The sequence below is a fragment of the Amycolatopsis sp. NPDC006131 genome (genome assembly GCF_040614175.1).
In the GTDB taxonomy this organism is placed as follows: Bacteria; Actinomycetota; Actinomycetes; order Mycobacteriales; family Pseudonocardiaceae; genus Amycolatopsis_E; species Amycolatopsis_E tucumanensis.
In genome coordinates, this window is sequence record NZ_JBEXTX010000007.1 from 150,392 (window position 1) to 157,325 (window position 6,934).

The following is a 6,934-nucleotide window of genomic DNA, read 5'->3' on the forward strand; positions in this document are numbered from 1 at the left end:
CTTGGAGCACACCGCACTGGCCCTGATCGAACTCGGGGCCGTCTTCTTCGTGCTCGGCGTCCTGGGACGCCTCGCCGGGAAGATCGGCCTCTCCCCCATCCCGCTCTACCTCCTCGGCGGCCTGGCCTTCGGGCAGGGCGGACTGATCCCGCTCGGCGACATCGGCGACTTCACGCACCTGGCCAGCGAGATCGGCGTCGTGCTGCTGCTCTTGCTGCTGGGCCTGGAGTACTCCGCGGCCGAGCTGTTCACCGGGCTGAAACGCTCGTGGATGGCCGGCCTGCTGGACATCGTGCTCAACGCCGCGCCCGGCGCGGCGGTCGCGCTGCTGCTCGGCTGGGGCCCCATCGGCGCCATCGTGATGGCGGGCGTCACCTACATCTCCTCGTCCGGGATCATCGCGAAGGTCCTCGGCGACCTCGGCCGTCTCGGCAACCGGGAGACCCCGGTGGTGCTGTCGATCCTGGTGTTCGAGGACCTGGCGATGGCGCTGTACCTGCCGATCCTGACCGCGCTGCTGGGCGGGGTCAGCTTCCTCGGCGGCCTGGAGGCCGTCGGCATCTCGCTGCTGGTGATCACCGTCGTGCTGGTGATCGCGCTGAAGTACGGCCGGTACGTGTCGGCGATCGTGGACTCCGACGACCGCGAGGTGTTCCTGCTCAAGGTGCTCGGCGCGGCGCTGCTGGTGGCCGGCCTCGCGTCGGCGATGCAGGTGTCGGCCGCGGTCGGCGCGTTCCTGCTGGGCATCGCGATCTCCGGCTCGACGGCCCACAACGCGACGCGGCTGCTGGAGCCGCTGCGGGACCTGTTCGCCGCGGTGTTCTTCGTGGTGTTCGGGCTGAACACGAACCCGGCGTCCATCCCGCCGGTGCTCGGCTGGGCCGTGCTGCTCGCGGTGGTGACCACCCTGACGAAGGTGGCGACCGGCTGGTGGGCCGCGCGGCGTCAGGGTGTCGGCAAGCTGGGCCGCGCCCGCGCCGGTGCCGCGCTGGTGGCGCGGGGTGAGTTCTCGATCGTCATCGCCGGGCTGGCCGTGTCGGCCGGCGCGGTGGTCGACGAGCTGGCCGCGCTCGCGACCGCGTACGTGCTGCTGATGGCGATCCTCGGCCCCATCGCGGCCCGCGTGGTCGAGCCGCTGGCGAAGGGCCTGCAGCGGCGCCGCGGACACGGCCACGAGCCGGCGACCTCCCGCGCGGGCTGAATTCCCCCGGGTCGGCGACAGTGTGGTCGCCGGCTCCACTCAAGGCAGACCGAGCGCACGGCTTGGTTCGTCCGCCCCGCCGGCGGCACCCCTCACAGCAGAACCGGGCGCAGCACCTCGGCCATCCGCCCCACCACTCCGTCGCCGGCGGCTCCACTCAAGGCAGAACCGAGCGCACGGCCTCTTCCGTCCGCCCCACCACCGTCGTCCCGTCGTCGGCGGTGATGATCGGGCGCTGGATCAGCTTCGGGTGCTCCGCCAGCGCCGTCAGCCAGCGGTCCCGCGTCGCCTCGTCGCGCGGCCAGCTCTTGACGCCCAGCTCGGCGGCCTCGGGCTCCTGCAGGCGCGCGATGTCCCACGGGTCCAGGCCCAGCCGCTTGAGCACGGCGTCCAGCTCCGCCACCGTCGGCGGCTCCTCCAGGTACCTGCGCACCTCGTAGGACACCCCCGCCTCGTCCAGGATCGACAGCGCCGAGCGGCACTTCGAGCACCGCGGGTTGACCCAGATCTCCACTACTCGCCTCCCGCCAGGGTCGCCAGCACCTGCTCGCCGTACCGGGCGAGCTTGTTCTCCCCGACGCCGCTCACCCCGGCCAGCTCGTCCAAAGTAGACGGCTGCTCGGTGGCGATCTGACGCAGGGTCGCGTCGCTGAAGACAATGTAGGCCGGCACGCCCTGGTTCTTCGCCTCCTCGAACCGCCAGGCCCGCAGCTTCTCGAACACCGGACGGGCCTCTTCCGGCATCTCCGCCGCCGCCTTGCGCTTCGCGGTCGCCGTGGCCGCCCGGCCGGCGCGCTTGGGCTCGCGGCGCATCCGCACCTCGCGCTTGCGGCCCAGCACCTCGCCGCTGGCCTCGGTCAGCAGCAGCGTCCCGTAGTCGCCTTCGACGGCCAGCAGCCCCTGCGCCAGCAGCTGCCGCACCACGCCGCGCCACTCGCTCTCCGACAGCTCCTGCCCCACCCCGAACACGGTCAGCTGGTCATGCCGGTGCTGCGTCACCTTCGGCGTCTGCTTGCCCAGCAGGATGTCGATGATCTGCCCGGCGCCGAACTTCTGGCCCCGCTCGTGCTGCAGCCGGTACACCGCGGACAGCAGCTTCTGCGCGGCGATCGTGCCGTCCCACGACTCCGGCGGCGTCAGGCAGGTGTCGCAGTTGCCGCACGGCTGCCCGGGCTGGCCGAAGTAGTTCAGCAGCTGCGCGCGACGGCACTCGACGGTCTCGCACAGCGCGAGCATCGCGTCCAGGTGCTGCGACAGCCGCCTGCGGTGCGCGTCGTCGCCCTCGGAGGTCTGGATCATCCGCCGCTGCTGCACGACGTCCTGCAGCCCGTAGGCCAGCCACGCGGTCGACGGCAGCCCGTCCCGGCCGGCTCGCCCGGTCTCCTGGTAGTAGCCCTCGACCGACTTCGGCAGGTCCAGGTGCGCCACGAACCGCACGTCCGGCTTGTCGATGCCCATGCCGAACGCGATCGTCGCCACCACGACCAGCCCGTCCTCACGCAGGAACCGCGCCTGGTTGCGCGCGCGGGTCCGGGAATCGAGGCCGGCGTGGTAGGGCACCGCACTGATCCCGTTGGCCACCAGGAACTCCGCGGTCTTCTCCACCGAGTTGCGTGACAGGCAGTAGACGATGCCCGCGTCGCCGGGGTGCTCGGTGCGGATCAGGTCGAGCAGCTGCTTCTTCGGCTCGGCCTTCGGCACGATGCGGTACTGGATGTTGGGCCGGTCGAAGCTCGCCACGAACTGGCGCGCCTCGCCGAGGTTGAGCCGCGACACGATCTCGGCGTGCGTGGCCTTCGTGGCGGTCGCGGTCAGCGCGATGCGCGGCACGTCCGGCCAGCGCTCGTGCAGCTCGGACAGGCCCAGGTAGTCGGGCCGGAAGTCGTGGCCCCACTGGGACACGCAGTGCGCCTCGTCGATGGCGAACAACGCGACCTTGCCCCGGTCGAGCAGGTTCCGCGTGGACTCCATCGACAGCCGTTCCGGCGCCAGGTACAGCAGGTCCAGCTCGCCGGCGAGGAACGCGGCCTCGACCTCGCGGCGCTGCTCGAAGTCCTGCGAGGAGTTGAGGAACCCGGCGCGCACGCCGACCGCCAGCAGCGCGTCGACCTGGTCCTGCATGAGCGCGATCAGCGGCGAGACGACCACGCCGGTGCCGGGGCGCACCAGCGACGGGATCTGGTAGCACAGCGACTTCCCGCCGCCGGTCGGCATCAGCACGACCGCGTCGCCGCCGCCGATCACGTGCTCGACGATCGCTTCCTGGTCACCGCGGAAGGAGTCGTAACCGAAGACGCGGCGCAGCGTCTGCAGCGCGTCGCTCACGGGGATGGTTTCAGCGGAGGCCACGCCGCGATCCTAGGGGCTCGGCGCGGCCGCCGGGCGCCGCCACACGAGATGCCCGGTCGTGCCGCGCGCGGAGCGACCATTTTCCCGGACCGGCGGTGTCCACCACAGTGAGGACCACGCGCGAACGAAGGAGCCGCCATGCACCCGACCCACCACGAGGAACTCCTGGACCTGGCGCGCGGCGGCGACGGCGAGGCCTTCCGCGCGCTCGTCGAACCGTTCCGGGCCGAGCTGCAGGTGCACTGCTACCGCATCCTCGGCTCGGTCCAGGACGCCGAGGACATGCTGCAGGAGACGTTGCTGGCGGCGTGGCGCGGCCTCGGCGGCTACGCGGGCCGCGCTTCCGTGCGGACCTGGCTGTACCGGATCGCCACCAACCGTTGCCTGAACGCGCTGCGCGCCGAGGCGCGCCGCCCGCGGGATCACCCGAGCCCCCGAGGAGGCGTTCCGTTGCCCGAACCATCCCGCCGCCGGCCGGAGCCGAGCTGGCTCGAACCGTGTCCCGAGGAGCTGCTGGAGGCCGCCGTCGGTCACCTGGCCGGCCCGGAGGCCCGGTACGAGGCCAGGGAGTCGGTGTCGCTGGCGTTCCTCGCCGCGCTGCAGCACCTGCCACCGAGGCAACGGGTGGTGCTGGTGCTGCGGGACGTGCTGGGCTTCCGGGCCGCCGAGGTGGCGGAGATGCTGGACACGACCGAGAACGCGGTGACCAGCGCGCTCACCCGGGCACGCGCCGCGCTGGCCGGCGAGTTGCCCGGCCGGGCGGACGCGCCGCTGCCGGGCTCGCCCCGGGAACGCCGCATCGTGGACACCTTCGCGCGCGCGTTCGAGGCCGGGGACGTCGAGGCGATCGTGGCCCTGCTGACCGACGACGCGTGGCTGACCATGCCGCCGCTGCCGCTGGAGTACCAGGGGCTCGACGCCATCCGGACCTTCCTGGACACCGTCGTGATGCGCGACGGCCGCCGGTACGTGCTGTACCCGGCCAGGGCGAACGGCCAGCCCGCGTTCGGCTACTACGTCCGCGACCCGCGGACCCCGGTGGTGCACGCGCACGGGGTGCTCGTGCTGACGCTGAGCGGCGACCGGATCGGCGCTCTGACCCGGTTCTCCGACACCGCGCTGCTGGCCCGGTTCGGTTTCCCACGCACGCTGCGCCCGTGATCCGGCCTCCCCGACCAGTTCCCGCTCCCGCCGGTGTCGGTACCGGTATCCGACGAAACGGGAAGGCGGACACATGCACACACCACCGATCGTGTCACCGGCCGAGTGGGCGGCCGCGCACCGGCGGATGCTGGTCAAGGAGAAGGAACTCACCCGCGCGCGACGCGCTGGCCGCCGAGCGACGGCGGATGCCCTGGCTGGAAGTGACGAAGCCCTACACGTTCCACGGGCCGGAGGGCGAGGCGAGCCTGCTCGACCTGTTCGACGGCCGCCGCCAGCTGATCGTCTACCGCGCCTTCTTCGAACCGGGCGTGCACGGCTGGCCGGACCACGCCTGCCGCGGTTGCTCGATGATGGCGGACAACCTCGGCCACCTCGCCCACATCAACGCGCGGGACACCACGCTGGTGTTCGCCTCGCGTGCCCCGCAGGCCGACATCGAGCGCGTGCGGGCGCGGATGGGCTGGCAGATGCCCTGGTACACCATCACCGACGACTTCGACGCCGATTTCGGCGTCGACTCCTGGCACGGCACCAACGCCTTCATCCACCACGGCGACCGGGTGTACCGCACCTACTTCGTCAACAACCGGGGCGACGAGGCGCTGGGTACCAACTGGAGTTACCTGGACCTGACCGCGCTCGGCCGCCAGGAAACCTGGGAGGACTCGCCGGAGGGCTACCCGCAGACGGCGCCCTACGAGTGGTGGGACTGGCACGACGAGTACGGCCGGCACGCCCCGTCGCGGTGGTTCGGCGAGCCCGACCCGGACGACCCGGACGATCAGCGCCCGCCGCTCACCCGCGCCGAACCGCGCGGCGCCCGGTGACCCCGCGGCAGGCCTGGGTACTGGGCCTGGCGTCGACGGCGTCGTTCATGATGGCCCTGGACAGCCTGGTGGTGACGACGGCGCTCACGTCGATCCGGCAGGACCTGTCGGCGTCGCTCGAATCGCTGGAGTGGACGGTCAACGCCTACAACCTGGCGTTCGCGGTGCTGCTGCTGACCGGCGCGGCGCTGGGTGACCGGTTCGGCCGCCGCCGCGTGTTCGTCGCCGGCCTGGCGTTGTTCACCGTCGCGTCGGTGGCGTGCGCGCTGGCACCGGGCATCGGTGCGCTCGTCACGGCCCGGGCGTTCCAGGGGGCCGGGGCCGCGATGGTGCTGCCGCTGTCGCTCACCCTGGTCAGCGCCGCGTTCCCGCCGAACGAGCGGGGCAGGGCGATGGGGCTGTACCTGGGGATCACCGGTCTGGCCACCTTCAGCGGCCCGTTCATCGGCGGTGCCGTCGCGCAGGGCCTGGCCTGGCAGTGGATCTTCTGGCTGAACCTGCCGGTCGGGTTGATCACGATCCTGCTCACCGGGCGGCACGTCGGCGAGAGCTTCGGCCCGGCCAAGCGGTTCGACCTTGCTGGCGTGGGGCTCGTGACCGCGGCGGGGTTCGGCATCGTGTGGGCCCTGGTCCGCGGGAACGCGGCGGGCTGGGGCAGCGCCGAGGTCCTGAGCGCGCTCGTGCTCGGGGTCGCGCTGGTGGTGGCGTTCGTGTTCTGGGAACGGCGCGCCGAGGCCCCGATGCTGCCGATGCGCTTCTTCCGGTCCCGGGCGTTCGCCACCGCCAACCCGGCGAACTTCCTGGTGTTCGCCTCGCTGTACGGGACGATGTTCTTCCTGGCGCAGTACTTCCAGATCGTCCACGGTGACGGGCCGTTCGTCGCCGGTCTGCGGCTGGTGCCGTGGACCGCGACGCTGATGGTGTGCGCGCCGATCGCGGGGCGGCTGGCCGACCGGTTCGGCGAGCGCGCGTTCGTGGCGGGCGGGCTGCTGCTCCAGGCGGTGTGCATGGGCTGGATCGCCCTGATCACCGACGCCGCCACCGGCTACCTGGAGATCCTGCCTGCCCTGGTCGTCGGCAGCGTCGGCGTGACCATGGCCATGCCGGCGGCGCAGCGGGCGGTGGTCGCCGCGGTGAGCCCGCCGGAGATCGGCCAGGCGTCCGGCGCGTTCATGATGCTGCGGATCTTCGGCGGCGTGTTCGGCACGTCGGTCACGGTCGCGGTGTTCGCGGCCGCGGGCGGCGGCTACACCTCGCCCGGGGAGTTCAGCACGGGGTTCTCGGCGGGGATGGGCGCGGTGGCCGTGCTCGCGTTCACCGGCGTGCTCGTCGCGCTCGGCATTCCGGGGCGGGGGGGGGCGGCCCCCCCCCCGCCCCGGGGCCCCCCCCCCGA

The 6,934-nt window shown here is 72.4% G+C and carries 5 protein-coding genes and 1 pseudogene; 4 read left to right on the forward strand and 2 right to left on the reverse strand.

All coding sequences use genetic code 11. The features are described from left to right. The first annotated feature begins 1 nt into the window (after position 1). On the forward strand, positions 2-1,201 hold the full coding sequence (locus tag ABZ215_RS06985) for a cation:proton antiporter (protein WP_020420643.1): 1,200 nt from the start codon (positions 2-4) through the stop codon (positions 1,199-1,201). Between the two features lie 157 nt (positions 1,202-1,358). On the opposite strand, the gene ABZ215_RS06990 is transcribed toward ABZ215_RS06985, so the two are convergent. Continuing rightward, on the reverse strand, positions 1,359-1,715 hold the full coding sequence (locus ABZ215_RS06990) for an arsenate reductase family protein (RefSeq protein ID WP_237338555.1): 357 nt from the start codon (positions 1,713-1,715) through the stop codon (positions 1,359-1,361). Next, complete coding sequence (gene recQ, locus ABZ215_RS06995; RefSeq protein WP_354948334.1) at positions 1,715-3,550, reverse strand: DNA helicase RecQ; 1,836 nt, start codon at positions 3,548-3,550, stop codon at positions 1,715-1,717. Before recQ ends, ABZ215_RS06990 begins: the two co-directional genes overlap by 1 nt. A 138-nt stretch (positions 3,551-3,688) precedes the next feature. Between recQ and ABZ215_RS07000 the strand changes: the two genes are divergently transcribed. The 3 genes and pseudogenes from ABZ215_RS07000 to ABZ215_RS07010 all read left to right on the forward strand — a co-directional run. Beyond that, positions 3,689-4,711 carry an RNA polymerase subunit sigma-70 gene (locus ABZ215_RS07000; protein WP_354948336.1) on the forward strand — a complete coding sequence of 341 codons (1,023 nt, stop codon included), beginning with the start codon at positions 3,689-3,691 and terminating at the stop codon, positions 4,709-4,711. Positions 4,712-4,784: 73 nt separating this feature from the next. Continuing rightward, a pseudogene (locus ABZ215_RS07005) lies at positions 4,785-5,541 on the forward strand (DUF899 domain-containing protein). Then, on the forward strand, positions 5,538-6,934 hold a 1,397-nt coding region (locus tag ABZ215_RS07010), incomplete at its 3' end, for a DHA2 family efflux MFS transporter permease subunit (protein ID WP_354948338.1). The pseudogene ABZ215_RS07005 and the gene ABZ215_RS07010, both read left to right, overlap by 4 nt.